A 1,592-nucleotide genomic window follows, 5' to 3' on the forward strand; every position below is an offset into this window, starting at 1 on the left:
CCAATTATAGCGCCTAGAACTACGGTTAAATTCCATATTTGGTCTTTCCAATTGGGTTTGAAAAATTCTGAAAATTTCCCAGCGCCAGCAATACTGCACATGGTTTTAAGATTTGATGACATTCCAAAAGTTTTTCCAAAATAGAGTAGGAGTGCCATTACTGAGGCAATAAGTGGGCCTGAAACATACCATGGCCAAGGGTTTAAAATATACTGCATACCTGATTATTTAGTGTAAATTTATGTTGATGTTTAATTGTTTATGTAACATTGGTTACTTAATAATGGTTAACTAATTGATTTTGTGAGATATAATTTTTATGATTTTCCTTTTGTTAGTGATTATACTGTTGCTTGCGGATAGTTGCGCTAGGGATTGGAATGGAAAGCCCACAGCCCGACGAAGGAGGTGCGAGGACTTGTATTGTAAAGCCCGACCCTTGTGGGAGCGCCCAAATTAATTAAACAACTACGATTTTATTTCTTCCTAGTTTTATTTTGTTTTCGTTTTCTAGCTTTTTTAGGAGTCTGGATATAACCACACGCGAGGTGTTTAAATCTTCGGCAATGTCTTGATGTTTTATGGATATGGTTTTGGTTTCATTAACCATCGACATGTTTTTTAAATATTTGTAAAGGCGTTCGTCCATTTTTAAGAAGGCGAGGCTGTCTATGGCTTCAAGCATTTCGTCGAACCGAATTTGATAGCTTTGTAGAATGAAATTTCGCCAGCTTTCATTATTATGAAACCAGGTGTACATGTTTTGAACTGGAATCATAATTAGGGTAGAATCTTTTTCGGCAACGGCTCTAATTTTACTTTTGGATTCGCCTAGGCAACAGGTAAGTGACATGGTGCAGGTGTCGCCAGCTTCTAGAAAATAAATGAGTAACTCGTTGCCCTCATTATCTTCTCTTATGATTTTGATATCGCCAGTTAATAAAAGCGGAATAAAATTTAATGTTTGATGGATATCGATTATAATATCATCTTTTTTGAAATTTTTTAATATTCCTTTTTCAGAAATCTCCGAGATTAAATCTTTATCTAGAGTATGTGCAAATTTTTGCTGTAATAAATCATTGTTCATTACCCAAAAATAGCAATTTAAAATTTAATTTTTGGGTTTTATAATTAAGTAATCTTGGTAAGTAGCTTGAACTTTAATTTTTAGCCACGAATTCGCAAAATTTTTGGATTTTTGGAATCGTGACTAAAAAAAATAGGTTTTTAGTTTATCGCGTTTTACTTAATTGGTAGAACAGTTACCACCCTCTTTTTTTACGCCCAATTTCACTAAAATAGTTTCTAATAAGCACCATTTTGTAAATGCTGATTGAATTAAGTTTACCCCAATAAATACGGTGAACCACATCCAGTTTGGGTTTACAAAAACGGAAAGTACGACGCTTAATAATACCATAACGCCAACGATAACTCTAAAATATGTATTTAACATTTTGAATAATTTTTAAGTTTATATAAATTTTTCGATAGGAACTACAATCGCTTTTAGGGGATTATTAGTTTCTAGGTTAGAATTGAATTCTAAAATAGCTTCAAATAAGGCATCAATATGCGCTTCATCTGTA

Annotated in this window: 2 protein-coding genes and 1 pseudogene; all 3 read right to left on the reverse strand. The window is 33.2% G+C overall.

What is annotated here, in order from left to right; all coding sequences use genetic code 11:
* Positions 1-218, reverse strand: a pseudogene (locus WBN21_RS10310) (YeeE/YedE family protein); the annotation flags it as partial.
* A 242-nt stretch (positions 219-460) separates the two neighbouring features.
* Complete coding sequence (locus tag WBN21_RS10315; RefSeq protein ID WP_424199979.1) at positions 461-1,090, reverse strand: Crp/Fnr family transcriptional regulator; 630 nt, start codon at positions 1,088-1,090, stop codon at positions 461-463.
* Positions 1,091-1,249: 159 nt separating this feature from the next.
* Positions 1,250-1,459 (reverse strand): YgaP family membrane protein, encoded by a 210-nt coding sequence (locus WBN21_RS10320; RefSeq protein ID WP_424199981.1) that lies wholly within the window; start codon positions 1,457-1,459, stop codon positions 1,250-1,252.
* Between the last annotated feature and the right edge of the window lie 133 nt (positions 1,460-1,592).

The sequence above is a fragment of the Algibacter sp. genome (assembly GCF_049667265.1).
In the GTDB taxonomy this organism is placed as follows: domain Bacteria; phylum Bacteroidota; class Bacteroidia; order Flavobacteriales; family Flavobacteriaceae; genus Algibacter_B.

Coding starts and splice junctions, on each gene's coding strand:
- WBN21_RS10315 (WP_424199979.1), bottom strand. CDS start 1,090: ATGAACAATGATTTATTACAGCAAAAATTTGCACATACTCTAGATAAA.
- WBN21_RS10320 (WP_424199981.1), bottom strand. CDS start 1,459: ATGTTAAATACATATTTTAGAGTTATCGTTGGCGTTATGGTATTATTA.